Below are 14874 nucleotides of genomic sequence, written 5' to 3'. Positions count from 1 at the left end.
TTGCAGCATCGTATGATCGACATGAAAGCTCGCAAACGCACCACGGTTCTGCTTGCGCCGCTCGGCAAGGGGCTGGCCAGGATCGGTGTTCGGGCGTGGCAGGTGACGCTACTCGGGCTGGCAATCACCGTCACGGGTGCCGTGTTCGTCGGTGGCGGAAGGTTCCTCGTGGGCGCCATTCTCGTGCTGGTCGGTGCCGGGGTCGACGCGTTGGACGGCGCGGTCGCCAGAGCGAGTGATTCGGCGTCGGAGCGTGGAGCTTTCCTGGATGCCGCCACGGACCGCATCGGCGAGACGGCCATGTGGACCGGATTGGCGGTCGCCGTTGCGCAGACGACGTCGTGGGTTGCGCTGACCGTTCTCTGCCTCGGAGCATCGTTGATCATCTCGTATCTGCGCGCCAAGGTGGAGACGGGCGGAGTGGACGGACGGGGAGGCCTGATGGGTCGGGCCGAGCGGGTGATCCTGTATGGGGTGGGCCTGCTGTTCGGGTGGATCGGCCCCATGTTGTGGGCGATGACCCTGCTGACCTGGGCAACCGTGGTGCAACGTTTCTGGCTCGGGTGGAAGCGGCTCGGCACGTGAGTCTGTCCTATGCCGCCTATCGCGTCGGCATCGGTTTGGCAGGTGCGCTACCGGAAGGCGTGGTGCGCAGGGTGGGTGAGCGGCTCGGAAGAGCGGCTTTCGACCGTGCCGGGCGACGGCGCAGGATGCTCATCCGCCACATGAGTCGAGTGCTCGGGTCCGAACACGAGGTGGAAGAGGCGGCACGAGAGGCATTTGCAGCCTATGGCCGCTACTGGGCGGAGTCGTTCTGGGTTCGGCCACGCCGTGTTCCCGAGATCCTCCGCCATATCACCACAGAGGGGGTCGAACGGGTGGAGGCGGCGAGGGACGCCGGGTCGGGGATGATCTACGCACTGCCGCACATCGGAAACTGGGAAGTGGCGGGTACGGTCGCTCACGACCTTGGACTCGAACTGCTGGCTGTTGCCGAGTCCCTTCCCGACAGCAAGATCGTTCAATGGTTCGTGGATCTCCGGAAGTCCCTGGGGATCGATGTGGTTCTCGCCAACCAGCCCGGAATCATGGCCGGGCTGACCAAGGCCCTGGAACGGGGGGCCGCAGTCGCCTTGGTCATGGATCGCAACGTCCGCTCTGGCGGCGTGGAGGTCGATTTCTTCGGAGAACGGACATCCATGCCTGTCGGCGCCGCAGTGCTTGGGTTGCGAACCGGAGTGCCGGTGTTTCCGGTTGCTGCCTACTTCCGTGCGGGGAGGGGACATCATCTCGTCGTTGAGCCGCCGGTCGAAATGCCGAGTGAAGGGACCGCCAAGTCACGTGTCGCCGAGGGGACCCAGCGTGTCGCCCGAGCGCTGGAGGGCCTCATCCAACGGGCTCCGAGACAGTGGCACATCGTGCAGCCGAACTGGCCGTCCGATCGGGAGCGCAGGTGAGAATCGCGATTGTGAGCCCATACGGGCTCGATCGGCCCGGCGGCGTGCAGGAGCAAGCTCGTGGCCTGACGAAGCATCTGAGGTCCGCCGGCCACGACGTCCGTTTGATCGGCCCGGGAGCATCCGACGGATCCTGGATATCCGTCGGAGGGACCACCGAGGTGGAAGCCAACGCCGCCGTCGCTCCTGTCTGTCTCGAACCGGGAGCGATCGCGAAGGTGAAGGAGGCGATCGCCTGGGCGCAGGTCGTGCATATCCACGAGCCACTCGTTCCCGTGATCGGTCCGGCGGCGTGGATGGGCGAAGGGATACCTTCGGTGGGGACATTTCATGCAGATCCGGCAGCGGTTGTGAGGGGGATCTATCGATTTGGAGGACCCCTGCTTGCACATCTGCTCGGTCGAATCGATACGCTCACCGCGGTCAGTGAAGAAGCAGCCCGGGCCGTTCGAGGTTTTGTGCCCAATCCGGTAGTCATCCCCAACGGGGTCGACGTTGCCACGTTCGAGCCTTCTCCCGATCGTCTCCCGCACCGTGTAGCCTTCGTGGGTAGGGACGATCCGCGCAAGGGACTCGACTTTCTTCTTCAGGCGTGGCCCCGGGTATCGGGCGTGGTGCCAGACGCGGAACTCGTCGTCGTCGGGGCGCGTCGTGACCTGCAGATTCCCGGAGTGAGCTTCCACGGCAGGGTACCGGAGGACCGAAAGTGGTCTCTGCTCGGGTCCGCCTCGGTTTACTGTGCACCGAACACGGGAGGTGAGAGCTTTGGAATCACACTGCTCGAGGGGATGGCCGCGAGCTGCGCGGTGGTCGCCTCCGACCTCCCCGCGTTTCGTTCTGTCGCCGGGCCGGTCGCCGACTATGTCCGCCCTGGCGACGTCGAGCATCTCGCGGCTGCTCTCGTGAGTGTCCTTACGGATCGAGCACGTGCGCACACGATGGGGGAAGCGGCCAGACGACGCGCGCTGATGTTCGACTGGAGTCGCGTGATCCCTCGCTGGGTCCATCTCTACACCCAGGTATCCGAGCGTTTCGCACACCGGTGTCGTCGGTAGAATCAGATTGAGGAGGAACGAACGTGGAACGTGGAACTGATCTCGTAAAACGCGGCCTTGCCGAGATGCTCAAGGGTGGCGTGATCATGGATGTCGTCAATGCCGAGCAGGCGACGATCGCAGAAGAGGCCGGCGCCGTGGCGGTCATGGCGTTGGAGCGGGTTCCGGCCGACATCCGCAAGGAAGGCGGCGTCGCGCGCATGGCCGACCCGAAAAAGGTCGAGGAGATCATGGCTGCCGTCAGCATCCCTGTGATGGCGAAGGCTCGAATCGGGCACTTCGTCGAGGCCCAGATTCTCCAGTCGCTGGGGGTCGACTACATCGACGAGAGTGAAGTGCTCACTCCCGCCGACGAGGAGCACCACATCGACAAATGGCAGTTCACGACACCGTTCGTGTGCGGAGCCCGAAACCTGGGCGAGGCCCTCCGGCGAATCGCCGAAGGCGCCGCCATGATCCGCACGAAAGGCGAGGCCGGGACCGGCAACGTGGTCGAGGCGGTTCGGCACGTTCGCACAGTGAACAGCGAGTTGCGTGCGCTCACAACGATGGGTTCGGAAGAACTCGCGGCTGCGGCCAAAGATCTCGGAGCCTCGATCGAACTGGTCAGAGAGGTCGCCAAGACCGGCAAGCTCCCCGTAGTCAATTTCGCCGCGGGGGGGATTGCCACTCCCGCAGACGCTGCGCTGATGATGCAACTCGGTTGTGAGGGCGTGTTCGTGGGGTCTGGCATCTTCAAGAGTGAAGATCCTGCGCCCAGGGCCCGAGCGATCGTCGAGGCGGTGACGTTCTGTCACGATCCGGCAGCCATCGCGAAAGCCTCCGAGGGACTGGGCGAGCCGATGCGTGGCATCGACATGAGTGAGCTCGACGAGGACGATCTGCTTCAGACACGGGGCTGGTAGGAGTGTCGGACATCGGGATAGTCGCCCTGCAGGGCGACGTTCGCGAGCACGATCGCATGATTCGCGCTCTCGGATACTCGACGCGCGAAGTGCGACGGCCCGGCGATCTCGATGGGCTCTCGGGGCTGGTTGTTCCTGGAGGCGAGTCGACGACCATCGGTCGGCTCTCGGAACGCTTCGAACTGCTCCGTCCGCTTCGCGAGGTGATCGGCGCCGGCCTGCCGACCTTCGGCACGTGCGCCGGGATGATTTTCCTTGCATCAGGCGTCACCGAAGGCGAGCAACAGCAACTCGGGGTCATCGACGCAGTGGTCCGCCGTAACGCGTTCGGACGGCAAAATGACTCCTTCGAGGCCGATCTCGAGGTACGAGGTCTGGAACAGCCTTTCCACGCGGTGTTCATCCGGGCGCCCTGGGTGGAGTACCTGGGACCGAACGTCGAAGTCCTGGCGGACATCGGGGGGCATCCGGTGCTGATTCGGAGCAACAATGTGGTCGCCGGAGCGTTTCATCCGGAGCTGACCGGTGACGCGAGAATCCATAAGATGGCCCTGAGCGGCACGGGAGCTGGTTGATGTCTGGACATTCGAAGTGGTCGACGATCAAACACAAGAAGGGGGCGAAGGACGCCCAGAGGGGGAAGCTCTTCGCGAAGCTCGTCAAAGCGATCGAGATGGCCGCGAGAGAAGGTGGCGGTGACCCTGCGGCGAATGCGGCGCTTGCACATGCCATCGATAAGGCGAAGTCGGCCTCGGTCCCCAACGACAATATCGACCGTGCCATCAAACGAGGCATCGGTGAGGTGGAAGGTGTCTCCTACGAGGAGTTCTGGTACGAGGGATACGGGCCGGGCGGCGTCGCACTCTTTGTGCAGGTCCTGACCGACAATCGCAATCGTGCCGCGTCGGATGTGCGCTCCACGTTCTCTCGGAACGGTGGAAGCCTAGGTGAGCCGGGCTCCGTTTCATATGTCTTCGAACAGAAGGGGTACCTGCTCGTTGAGGGTGACGAGGACGAGATCATGCTTGCAGCACTCGAAGCCGGAGCGGAGGACATACGACCTTCCGACGGCGCCTTTGAAGTGATCACGGAACCCGGGCTGTTCAGCGAGGTACGGCAGGCGCTGGAGGGAGTCGTCACCAGGATCGAGACTGCGGAGGTCACCCGGCTCCCGAAGACGACGGTTCCGGTGGACCGTTCCTCGGCAGCGAAGGTCCTGCGGCTCGTCGACGCCCTCGAAGATCTCGACGACGTGCAGGAAGTGTTCTCCAATTTCGACATCCCGGATGAGGTGATGGCCGATCTCATGGCCTGATCGGTGCGCAATCCGCGGGTGTGTCCGAGACCCCGGTTATGATCGTACATATGTTCGTTCTGGGTATCGATCCCGGTCTTACGACGACCGGCTATGCAGTGGTCGCGGCTCAGGAGATCGCCGCGATCGGAGTGATCCGCACGCAGGCCGGTCTCCCGGTTCCGGAGCGCCTACTGGAGATCCATCAGGATGTGAGCGCTCTGATCCGAGAGTTTCACCCCTCTGTAATGGCGATAGAGCAGGTCTTCGTGAACCGCAACCTCCGAACGGCGATGTCGGTGGTGAGAGCATCCGGTGCCGCGATGCTGGCTGCCGCTGCGGCCGGGATTCCGGTCCTGGAGTACACGCCGTCCAAGGTGAAGGCGGCCGTGGCCGGGTACGGGAGTGCCACCAAGGGTCAGGTGCAACGGATGGTGGCGCTGCGGATGAGACTTGGCGAAGTGCCGAAGCCGCCGGACGCGGCTGACGCACTGGCCGTCGCTCTCTGTCACCTTCAGGAGGACGGCCTGCGCAGGAGAGTCCCGTGATTGCATCCCTGAGCGGCGCGATTGTGGCCGGGACGAGCGATCGGGTGGTCCTTCAGGTCGGCGGTGTCGGTTTCGAGGTCAGAGTGACACCGAGTACTCGCGCCGAGATCGGCCGAGCAGGAACCGAGGCGACGCTGCACACCCACCTTCACGTCAGAGAAGATGCACTCGAGTTCTACGGCTTCACCGCCGCCAGTGACCGAGATCTCTTTCGACTGCTGCTCACTGCCTCGGGCGTCGGTCCGAAGGTGGCGATGGCCGTGATGGGCGCCCTCACGGCGGACGAGATCCGTCGCGCCGTGATCGCGGAGGACGCAGCCGCCTTGACGGTGGTCCCCGGGATCGGCACGCGCAGCGCCCAGAAACTCATCCTGGAGCTGCGCCCGAAGCTTGCGGGGGCGGAGGCGGACATGATGGGCGGTGCCGCGCTCTCGCGGGTGCGTGAAGCGTTGGAGGGTCTTGGCTACGCGGCGGATGAGATTCACGAAGTCGTTGGCTCCCTTCCGCCCGATGCACCCATCGAGGACAATCTGCGGATGGCACTCAAAGCACTGGGAAGACGATGAGAGAAGACCTACTGACCTCGGCACGACTTCCGGACGACGAGACGACCGACGAAACGCTTCGACCGGAACGTCTCGAGGACTTCGTGGGGCAGGGCAAGGTGAAGGAACGTCTGCAGATCAGCCTCGACGCGGCCAAGCACCTGGGGCACGCGCTCGACCATGTGCTTCTGTCCGGTCCTCCCGGACTTGGCAAGACGACACTCGCAGGGATCATCGCGCACGAGTTGGATACACGGATCAGGGTCACATCGGGCCCTGCGCTCGAACGGCCCGGTGATGTAGCGTCGATCGTCACGAACCTCGAGGACGGTGAGGTCCTGTTCATCGACGAGATTCATCGACTGCCTCGCGCCGTCGAGGAGGTGCTGTATCCGGCGATGGAGGACTTCCGGCTGGATATCGTTCTCGGCAAGGGCCCTTCGGCGCAGTCGATCCGGCTCGAATTGCCTCATTTCACGTTGGTCGGCGCGACCACGCGCAAAGGCAAGGTCACTGCTCCGCTTCGGGATCGTTTCGGTATCGTCGACAAACTCGAGTACTACTCGGATGGAGAGCTCGAGCAGATCGTCATGCGTTCTGCCGGAATCATGAGGGTGCCGATCATCGAAGGGGGAGCGAGGGTGGTCGCGGGGAGGAGTAGAGGTACTCCCAGGATCGCCAATCGACTCCTCTCCAGGGTGCGGGACTTTGCTGTCGCTCGAGCCGGAGGCATCGTGGACGAAGAGACCGCTTCCGAGGCGCTGCGGGTCTTTGAGGTTGACGAACTCGGTCTCGATCGCGTGGACCGGGACATCTTGCGTGCAGTGGTCGAGACCTTCCGCGGGGGTCCCGTTGGCCTGTCCACACTGGCGATCGTCGTTGGTGAGGAAGCCGAGACGGTCGAGGATGCCTACGAACCATTTCTCCTGCAACGAGGGCTTCTGCAGCGAACCCCGCGGGGCCGCATGGCGACGGCAGCCGCGTTTCGTCATCTGGGCCTCGAGCCTCCCCAGAACCTGCAGCCGCGCCTGCTGGATACCTGAGAGCCGAGCAGATCATGCTGACCAGCGAGTTCGACTACGTCCTGCCCCGGATTGCCATCGCCCAAAGGCCGGTCGCACCCAGAGACGCGGCGCGCCTGCTCGACGCGAGGGATCTCACCGACCGGACGTTCCGGGACCTGCCGGCCCTGCTCACGCCGGGCGACCTGGTGGTTGTCAACAACACGAGGGTGCGCGCCGCCCGCCTCCATGGTCGCAAAGAGGAAACGGGCGGCGCGGTCGAAGCGCTGATCCTGACCCGGTCGGATGATGGTCACTGGGAGGCTCTGGTTCGGCCCGCCCGACGTCTGCACGAAGGAACCAGGCTGCGATTTGGGGACTTGCGTGGGCGCATCCTCGAAGAACCGGTACGCGGCAAGGCACTGCTCGAGTTTGAGGGTAGCGACATCGAGGCGCTGATCGCGGCCCACGGAGAAGTGCCCCTCCCGCCGTACATCACGGCCGGACCGTCGGACCCGGAGGACTACCAGACGGTATTCGCCGACAAGGTGGGATCGGCCGCTGCGCCGACCGCCGGCCTGCACTTCAGCGCTCCGGTTCTGGCCGAACTGGCCGATCGCGGTGTCGATGTCGCCACCGTAGACCTCCAGGTTGGCTTGGACACATTTCGGCCGATCGACACCGAGCATGTCGAACATCACGAGATGCACACGGAACGTTTCTCGGTACCGGTCGCAACGGCCGCTGCGGTGGCCGAGGCTCGCAGGCGCGGCGGCCGGGTCGTGGCCATCGGCACCACCGTCGTCAGGGCGCTCGAAGCCGCATCGGTTGGAAATGAGGTGCACGCCGGTGAAGACTCGACGGACTTGTTCATCCGTCCGGGCTACCAGTTCAGTGTCGTGGATGCGCTGGTGACCAACTTCCACATTCCCCGGTCCTCGCTCATCGTTCTCGTCGCCGCTTTTCTCGGACATCGATGGAGGAGCGTCTATGCGACGGCGCTCGAACGTGGCTACCGTTTCCTCTCATTCGGTGACGCCATGTATGCGGAGCGATGATGCGGTTTGAAATCGGGGCGATCGATGGTGCTGCGCGAACAGGAACCCTGGCGACGTCTCACGGCATCGTCAGGACCCCTGCCTTCATGCCGGTGGGAACTCGGGGTACGGTCAAGATGGTCGATAGTCGTGATCTGGCCGAAGCAGGCACACAGATGGTCCTGGCCAACACCTACCACCTGATGCTTCGCCCGGGGGATCACGTCGTCCGTGATCTGGGAGGTCTCCACGCGTTCATGGGCTGGGATGCTCCGATCTTGACCGATTCCGGTGGATATCAGATCTTCTCGCTCGACGCGAAGGTAACCGAGGAAGGTGTGCAGTTTCGATCCTCATACGACGGCTCCCGAGTGGAACTCACTCCCGAGGACGCCGTGGGAGTTCAGGAGAATCTGGGTTCCGACATCGCGATGATGCTGGACGTTCTCATCGGTCTGCCGGCACCTCGAGAAGATGTGCAGGGCGCCATGGAGAGGACGCTGCGGTGGTCCGCCCGGGCGGTGAAGGCGCACGAGAGGGAAGACCAGGCGCTCTTCGGGATCGTTCAAGGCGGCACCGACCCCGAACTTCGCAAGAAGAGCGCGGCGGTGACCGCGACGCTGGGATTCGACGGGTTCGGTATCGGGGGGCTGTCCGTCGGGGAGTCGGAAGCCGAACGCAACCATGCGATCGAAGTCGTGGTCGCAGAGCTACCGGAAGATCGCGTTCGCTACATGATGGGACTTGGCGATACCGAGGGGATGCTCGACAGCGTCCTACGAGGTGTGGATCTGTTCGATTGCGTCTGGCCGACACGGCTTGCACGCCATGGGAAGGTGCTTGCCTCGACGGGCGACTACAGCATTCGCCGAGCCGAGTCCAAACGCTCCGCCGCACCGCTCGATCCGAGCTGTGGCTGCCGAACATGCGGGTCATACAGCAGGGGGTATCTGCGTCACCTATTCCTGACGGGCGAACCGACGGGTCTTCGGTTGCTGACGCTGCACAATCTCGTCTACACGGCGTCGCTGATGGGCCAGATCCGCGAGAGCATCGAATCGGGAGCTGTAGAATCGTTCCGGCGAGCGACTCTGGAGGCGAGAGTTTCCGCCCGATCGGAGGACTCGCTAGCATGACGGCCGCCCGCTCAGCGCGGGCACCCAGTCACGAAGAAGGGTTGACGTGTTGGTATTGGCTCAGACGCAGGGTGCGGGCGGAAGCTCCTGGACTTCGTTGATCTTCCTCGCGCTGCTGATCGGGATGTTCTATGTATTGCTCATCCGACCGCAGCGTGTCAGGGCGAAGAAGCAGCGGGAAGTCGCCGCGAGCCTCCAAATCGGCGACAAGGTGCAGACGTACGGCGGTGTGTTCGGTGTTGTGATCTCACTCGATGAAGATTCTGTCGTGCTCGGACTCGAAGAAGGACGGATGCGCATCTCCCGGCGAGCAATTGCCGGGAAGCGAGACAGCTGACCATGGCTCGGCGCGTCATCACTCTGGTCATTGTGCTGCTGCTCGCCTACGGGGGCGTGGCCATAATCGTTGGGACGCATACAACTCCGAAACTGGGACTGGACCTCAAGGGAGGAACCTCAGTCATTCTGCGAGCACCGGACGGGACCGATCCAGATGTGCTGGCAAAAGCAGTAGAGATCATGCGCGGGCGCATCGAGGCATTCGGTGTCCAGGAGCCCGAGATCTCCATCAGTGGGAAGAACGGCGTGCTCGTTCAGCTTCCGGGCGTCACCGATCGTGAACGAGCGCTCGAGGCAATCGGACAGACCGGCGTGCTCTCTTTCCGACCGGTGATCGAGTCTTTCCTCCGCAGTCCTCTGCTTCAGCCTCCAACGACGACTACCGAGGCGACTGGTGAGACGACCGGCTCGAGTGAGTCGACGACGACCACCACCTTGCCTCCGAACGTTGATCCGGAGACGGGCTACACCATAAAGGATGATCCCACACTGTTGGACGCGTGGCTCCCCGAGTACGGCCCCGACGGGAACGTGATCGCCGGATACCACGTCGGCACGCTGATCAACCCTGAGACAGGGGAGCCGGACCCGCTGACGGGCAAGGACCTCACTGAAGCGTTGGCGAACTTCAGCCAGAACGGGCAATGGCAGGTCAATCTGCGTCTGAATGACGAGGGAGCCCGCAAGTTCCAGGAGATCACCAAGGCTGCTGCGCAGTATCCGATCGGGGATCCAAGACGGCAGATTGCCATCGTGCTCGATGGAAAGGTCATCTCCTCGCCGCAAGTGGCAGAGTCCGTCGACCCGAACCTCGGAATCGCCGGGGGCACGGCGGTCATCACTCTCGGCGCCGGGGAGAATCAGCAGAGCGAGGCGCAGGATCTCGCCGTTGTCCTGCGGTACGGTTCCCTCCCCATTGCCTTTGAACGCGACCAGGTGCAGAGCGTTTCGGCGACCCTCGGTGCGGACTCACTGCATTCCGGCCTCGTGGCCGGCCTCGCGGGTCTGATCCTCGTGGCGATCTACATGATTCTCTACTACCGGTCTTTGGGTGCGGTAACGATTCTCGGGCTGAGCGTGTTCGGTTCACTGATGCTGATCGTCCTCGGACTGCTCAGCAAGACCTCCGGGCTCACCCTCACCCTCGCCGGCGTGACCGCAATCGTGGTTTCGGTCGGCATCACCGCGGACTCGTACATCGTGTTCTATGAACGTATCAAAGAAGAACTCCATCGGGGCCGAACGATGCGCGCGGCGGTCGACGAAGGCTTCTCGAGAGCATTCCACACGATCCTCACCGCGGATACCGTCTCGTTCCTTGCCGCAGTGCTGTTGTGGCTGCTCGCCGTGGGTCCCATCAAGGGCTTCGCTCTCACACTGGGCATCGCGACGTTCCTCGACATCCTCGTTGCGTACTTCTTCACTCGAAATGCTGTCAGCATCATCTCCCATGGACCCCTGGGGGAGGGCGGTTTCTTCAGCATCCGTGCCGCTGCCGGCGGAGTGCGGGGGGAGGCATCATGAACTTCGTCACTCGTTTGTATCGGGGGGAGACCTCCTTCGACTTCGTCGGGGCAAAGCGGATGTGGTTGACGATGTCATCGTCGTTCGTGCTGGTCTCGCTCCTTGCGATCATCATCTTCGGCCTCAACTTGAGCTTGGATTTCAAAGGTGGCGTGGCCGTGGACGTCAACAACGTCGCCGGTGTCGACGTTGCGACGGTCCGGAACGCGTTGACCCCGCTCGGGCTCGCCGATGCGAAGATCCAGATGCTCGCGGGTGGTGACGATATCCGGGTTCAGGTCGGCGCCCTGAGTCCAGAAGAATCCCGCGCGTTCCAGGAAGCAGTCGCCGCTGTTTCAGGAGTATCACTCGCCGAGGTATCCGTGGAGGAGGTCGGGCCGACCTTCGGCGCGGAAATCACCAAGCGTGCGGTTATCGCGCTCGTCGTGTTCCTCGCAGCAGTTGTCCTGTTCATGACGTGGCGACTCGAATGGAAGATGGCCGTCTCCGGTATCACCGCGCTTTTCCACGACTTGATCATCACGTTTGGTGTCTACGCCCTCACACGATTCGAGGTGACACCCGCAACCATCATCGGTGTGCTGACGATTCTCGGATACTCGTTGTACGACACCGTCGTGGTGTTCGACAAAGTGAAGGAGAACATCGAGGAGTTGCACACCGAGCGAATGACGCTGACAGAACTCGTCAACCGTTCGATGAACCAGGTGCTCATGCGGTCGATCAACACGTCGTTGACGAGCCTTCTGCCGGTGGGGAGCCTGTTGTTTGTCGGCTCGTTCCTCCTTGGTGCCCACACACTTCGTGACTTCGCTCTCGCCCTGTTCGTCGGAATCGCAGCCGGCACGTATTCCTCGATAGGGGTCGCCTCGCCGATCCTCGCAACGTGGAAAGAACACGAAGACGAATGGGCGCGAGTGCGTCGCCGCAAAGAGCGCGGGAGAGGTGATGGAACCCCCCGGCGAGCGAAGGCAACCGTCGTCGAGACTACCGACACGGCCCCGAAGCCTTCGCAGGGGGCTCCGAGGCGTCAGAGTGGGGCCGCCCCGCGGCCGCCGAAGAAGGGGAAGAAGGGCCGCCGGCGCTAGGAACCTGTGGCGCACTGCGCGGCACGCGTCTCGACAGTGCTGAGGAGTTCAGCCACCACACCAGCTTCCAGCCGCCGACTCTCGCGTTCTCAGCCTTCAGCAGGAGCCGCGACGGTCGCCCTACGGTCTTGGGTCTCCGCCATGCCGCGATACTGAAGACTGTGTACTGAGTACTGACCACTGAGTGCGCGAGCAGAGCGGGCCCGTGCGGTACACTTCGTCGGTGAAGAATCGATCCTTTGTCGACTTGATCCGTGATATCCCCGACTTCCCGAAGCCGGGAGTGCTGTTCAAGGACATCACCCCCGTGCTTGCAGATCCGGAAGCGTTCGCCGAGTTGGTGGATGATCTGTGCGCTCCGTACAAAGTAGGAACGATCGACAAGGTGGCGGGCATCGAAGCTCGCGGCTTTATCCTGGCCACTCCCGTCGCGGAACAGCTCAAGGCAGGATTCGTCCCGATCAGGAAACCGGGGAAGCTGCCCGCAGAGATCATCCGACAGACCTACGAACTCGAGTACGGCACAGACGCGCTCGAGATGCATCGCGACGGTGTGAATCCGGGTGACCGGGTACTGATCGTCGATGACGTTCTGGCAACAGGCGGGACGGCCGCCGCCGCCATCCGTCTCGTGCAGCAGCTCGACGCGGAGGTCGTTGGTGTGGCCGTGTTCATAGAATTGGGATTCCTGAGAGGGCGGGCATCTCTCGACGACGTGGGACTCCATGCCCTCGTCACGTATGACTGATCCGACCGATGAGGGGTTGGATCGGATTCTGAGCGCGTACGCCGCGCACCACCCGAAGGGTGACAGTGAGGTCATCCGAAGGGCATACGAGTTGGGCAAGCGGCAGCACGAAGGCCAGATACGTCAGACGGGTGATCCATACTTCACTCATCCGGTTGCCGTGACCGAGATCCTGGCGGACTACGGCCTCGATACGGAGACGCTATGCGCAGCCCTGTTGCACGATACCGTCGAAGACACGGACCTGACTCTCGAAGACGTGCGGGAACAGTTTGGAGATGAGGTCGCCTCCCTCATCGATGGAGTGACCAAACTCGACCGCATCAAGTTCGGTTCGCGTGAGGAGGCACAGGCGGCCACGATCCGCAAGATGGTTATCGCTCTGGCGAGAGACGTACGTGTGCTGCTGATCAAGCTGGCAGATCGGTTGCACAATCTGCGCACGATCTGGCCATTCCCCGAAGAGAAGCAGCAGCGAATCGCCAGAGAGAGCCTCGACGTGTACGCACCGCTCGCTCATCGTCTTGGGGTCCAAGACATCAAACACGAGATGGAGGACCGCTGTTTCGCGATCCTGTATCCCCGGCGCAACGCGGAGATCAAGGCCCTGCTGAAGCAGCGTGCCCCGCAGCGCGACGCGTACCTCGACGTGGTCATCGGAGAAGTGAAGCAGTTGATGAAGGACGCCCATGTCGATGGCGAGGTCACAGGTCGTCCGAAGCACGAATACTCGATATATCGCAAGATGGTCAACAGCGGGCTTCCATTCGAGCGCATCCACGATCTGATCGGGATCAGGGTGATCGTGGACGGCGTGCGGGACTGCTACGCGGTCCTTGGCTTGGTGCATGCAACTTGGCCGCCGGTGCACGGTCGGTTCAAGGACTACATCGCCATGCCCAAGTTCAACCTCTACCAAAGCTTGCATACGACGGTGATCGGCCCTGGCGGGGGGCCGCTCGAAGTGCAGATCAGGACCCGTGAGATGCACGAACGGGCGGAGTTCGGCATTGCCGCGCACTGGCGTTATAAGGAGGGACGATCGGCAGACACCCTCCCGTGGATGGCCGACCTGCGATTCCTCCAGGACGAGTACGAGGATCCAAACGAGTTCCTCGCAGGACTCAAGCTCGACCTCTATCAGGACGAGGTGTTCGTGCTCACGCCCAAGGGAGACGTGAAAACGCTGCCGAAAGGAGCGACACCCGTCGACTTTGCGTACAGGGTTCACACAGAGGTCGGACACCGGTGCGTGGGTGCCAAGGTGAACGGACGGTTGGTGCCACTCGACACGAGGCTCGAGTCGGGCGACATCGTCGAGATCGTCACGTCGAAAGCACAGGATGCCGGACCGAGCAGGGACTGGCTGGCCTTTGTCCGCACGTCGAGGGCACGGGCGAAGATTCGCCAGTGGTTCGGCAAGGAGCGTCGAGGAGCGGCTCTCAGCGATGGACGCGAAGCGGTGCTCACGCTCTTGCGAAAAGAGGGCCTCGGGCTGCACGCCAACCAAAGGGACGAGCTTCTCGCTTCTGTGGCAGAGCGTCTGGGCCAACGAGACGTGGAGTCGCTTTTCGTCGCGGTCGGTGAAGGGACTGTGGCCGGTTCGACCGTAGTCGCCCGGCTCCTGCGGCTCGCTCGCCCTGAAGAAGAAGAGGCCGCGGAAGCGGCGGCTTCCGAACTTGCCCCGATGAGACCTGGGCCGGACGCGGGCGTCGGAGTGATCGTCGAGGGACTCGACGACGTGTGGGTGCGGATAGCTCGCTGCTGCGCACCGCTACCCGGTGACGACATCGTCGGCTTCGTCACCGTCGGGCGAGGCGTGTCCGTGCATCGCTCGGACTGCACGAACATCGCGTCACTGGGAAAAGAACGCATGATCGATGTCAGTTGGGCACCCGACAGAGTGGGGCGCTTTTCGGTGTGGATCCAGATCGAAGCCCTCGACCGTCCCCGGTTGTTGCGCGATGTCACCGAACGGATCTCCGACGTCGGCGGTGACATTCGGGCCTCCTCTTCGACGACGAGCAGAGATCGAACCGCAGTCTTGCGGTATGAGGTCGAGTTGTCCGATCCCGGCCAGGTGGATCGTCTCATCGACGGGCTGCGTGGCATCGAGGGTGTCTATGACGCCTATCGCCTGGTTCCACGGACGAGTGACTAGTGGGTGGTGAACCCCCGACTCTGTGAACCCTGGGCT

At 63.0% G+C, this 14874-nt stretch carries 16 protein-coding genes; all 16 read left to right on the top strand.

The window, feature by feature from the left end:
- Nucleotides 1–12: 12 nt before the first annotated feature.
- The 16 genes from GWP04_04265 to GWP04_04190 all read left to right on the top strand — a co-directional run bounded on the left by GWP04_04265 (nt 13) and on the right by GWP04_04190 (nt 14838).
- Nucleotides 13–585 carry a CDP-alcohol phosphatidyltransferase family protein gene (locus GWP04_04265; GenBank protein ID NIA24762.1) on the top strand — a complete coding sequence of 191 codons (573 nt, stop codon included), beginning with the start codon at nt 13–15 and terminating at the stop codon, nt 583–585.
- Nucleotides 582–1457 carry a phosphatidylinositol mannoside acyltransferase gene (locus tag GWP04_04260; protein ID NIA24761.1) on the top strand — a complete coding sequence of 292 codons (876 nt, stop codon included), beginning with the start codon at nt 582–584 and terminating at the stop codon, nt 1455–1457. Before GWP04_04265 ends, GWP04_04260 begins: the two co-directional genes overlap by 4 nt.
- Nucleotides 1454–2512, top strand: a complete 1059-nt coding sequence (locus GWP04_04255; GenBank protein NIA24760.1) for a glycosyltransferase — start codon at nt 1454–1456, stop codon at nt 2510–2512. Before GWP04_04260 ends, GWP04_04255 begins: the two co-directional genes overlap by 4 nt.
- A 65-nt stretch (nt 2513–2577) precedes the next feature.
- The gene (pdxS, locus tag GWP04_04250; protein NIA24759.1) at nt 2578–3417 is read left to right on the top strand and encodes a pyridoxal 5'-phosphate synthase lyase subunit PdxS; all 840 of its coding nucleotides are present in this window, start codon (nt 2578–2580) and stop codon (nt 3415–3417) included.
- Nucleotides 3418–3473: 56 nt separating this feature from the next.
- Nucleotides 3474–3992: a pyridoxal 5'-phosphate synthase glutaminase subunit PdxT gene (pdxT, locus tag GWP04_04245; protein NIA24758.1), complete on the top strand. Its 519-nt coding sequence runs from the start codon at nt 3474–3476 to the stop codon at nt 3990–3992.
- Complete coding sequence (locus tag GWP04_04240) at nt 3992–4732, top strand: YebC/PmpR family DNA-binding transcriptional regulator (protein ID NIA24757.1); 741 nt, start codon at nt 3992–3994, stop codon at nt 4730–4732. Before pdxT ends, GWP04_04240 begins: the two co-directional genes overlap by 1 nt.
- A 50-nt stretch (nt 4733–4782) precedes the next feature.
- Nucleotides 4783–5259, top strand: a complete 477-nt coding sequence (gene ruvC, locus GWP04_04235) for a crossover junction endodeoxyribonuclease RuvC (GenBank protein NIA24756.1) — start codon at nt 4783–4785, stop codon at nt 5257–5259.
- Nucleotides 5256–5825, top strand: coding sequence for a Holliday junction branch migration protein RuvA (gene ruvA, locus GWP04_04230; GenBank protein NIA24755.1), 570 nt, complete (start codon nt 5256–5258; stop codon nt 5823–5825). Before ruvC ends, ruvA begins: the two co-directional genes overlap by 4 nt.
- The gene (gene ruvB / locus GWP04_04225) at nt 5822–6847 is read left to right on the top strand and encodes a Holliday junction branch migration DNA helicase RuvB (GenBank protein ID NIA24754.1); all 1026 of its coding nucleotides are present in this window, start codon (nt 5822–5824) and stop codon (nt 6845–6847) included. The genes ruvA and ruvB overlap by 4 nt, the downstream gene beginning before the upstream one ends.
- A gap of 14 nt (nt 6848–6861) precedes the next feature.
- A complete protein-coding gene (gene queA / locus GWP04_04220) occupies nt 6862–7863 on the top strand; it encodes a tRNA preQ1(34) S-adenosylmethionine ribosyltransferase-isomerase QueA (protein ID NIA24753.1) in 1002 nt (333 codons plus the stop codon).
- Nucleotides 7863–8978, top strand: coding sequence for a tRNA guanosine(34) transglycosylase Tgt (gene tgt / locus GWP04_04215; GenBank protein NIA24752.1), 1116 nt, complete (start codon nt 7863–7865; stop codon nt 8976–8978). Before queA ends, tgt begins: the two co-directional genes overlap by 1 nt.
- 55 nt (nt 8979–9033) lie before the next feature.
- Complete coding sequence (gene yajC / locus GWP04_04210) at nt 9034–9315, top strand: preprotein translocase subunit YajC (GenBank protein NIA24751.1); 282 nt, start codon at nt 9034–9036, stop codon at nt 9313–9315.
- A gap of 2 nt (nt 9316–9317) precedes the next feature.
- Nucleotides 9318–10841: a protein translocase subunit SecD gene (gene secD, locus GWP04_04205; protein NIA24750.1), complete on the top strand. Its 1524-nt coding sequence runs from the start codon at nt 9318–9320 to the stop codon at nt 10839–10841.
- A complete protein-coding gene (gene secF / locus GWP04_04200) occupies nt 10838–11929 on the top strand; it encodes a protein translocase subunit SecF (GenBank protein ID NIA24749.1) in 1092 nt (363 codons plus the stop codon). Before secD ends, secF begins: the two co-directional genes overlap by 4 nt.
- A 223-nt stretch (nt 11930–12152) precedes the next feature.
- The gene (locus GWP04_04195) at nt 12153–12677 is read left to right on the top strand and encodes an adenine phosphoribosyltransferase (protein ID NIA24748.1); all 525 of its coding nucleotides are present in this window, start codon (nt 12153–12155) and stop codon (nt 12675–12677) included.
- Complete coding sequence (locus GWP04_04190) at nt 12670–14838, top strand: RelA/SpoT family protein (GenBank protein ID NIA24747.1); 2169 nt, start codon at nt 12670–12672, stop codon at nt 14836–14838. Before GWP04_04195 ends, GWP04_04190 begins: the two co-directional genes overlap by 8 nt.
- Nucleotides 14839–14874: the final 36 nt, after the last annotated feature.

The organism is Gammaproteobacteria bacterium, from assembly GCA_011682695.1.
In the GTDB taxonomy this organism is placed as follows: Bacteria; Actinomycetota; Acidimicrobiia; order Spongiisociales; family UBA4744; genus BMS3Bbin01.
Note: the sequence above shows the minus strand (reverse complement) of the source record. Positions and strands in the feature narration are given on the sequence as shown.